This window comes from Affinundibacterium seohonense, assembly GCF_014284305.1.
In the GTDB taxonomy this organism is placed as follows: Bacteria; Pseudomonadota; Gammaproteobacteria; order Burkholderiales; family Burkholderiaceae_D; genus Undibacterium; species Undibacterium seohonense.
Genome location: NZ_JACOFW010000097.1, coordinates 1 through 377 on the forward strand (window position 1 = coordinate 1; position 377 = coordinate 377).

At 48.0% G+C, this 377-nt stretch carries 1 protein-coding gene; it reads right to left on the reverse strand.

What is annotated here, in order from left to right:
• Positions 1-32 precede the first annotated feature (32 nt).
• Positions 33-377, reverse strand: a 345-nt coding sequence (locus H8K52_RS20715; RefSeq protein ID WP_186924803.1) for a transposase, incomplete at its 5' end; no start/stop codon positions are given.

The following is a 377-nucleotide window of genomic DNA, read 5'->3' on the forward strand; positions in this document are numbered from 1 at the left end:
CACTTTTTCGACTTCAATACTTCCCTCAGCGACTACATCATTGCACCTCGATAGACTTCTTGCTTGCTCAAGATTGACCACGCAATTCTTGCGTTTTTGTTCGCTAAGGCCACTGTGGCGATATTTCTGTTTCGTCTTAACATTAAACCTTGTGCCCATCGGCTACGTCGATCTAGCTTGTTGGTACAAGTATTCAATGCCGCTCGCGCACCATGAATTAGCAGCGTTCTCAAATACGTATCACCACGCTTACTAATATGCCCGAGTCTTTCTTTGCCTCCACTTGAGTTCTGTCGCGGCACCAGACCTAACCATGCCGCCATATCGCGACCACTAGAGAATTGTGTTGCATCACCCACTGCTGCGACTAAGGCGCT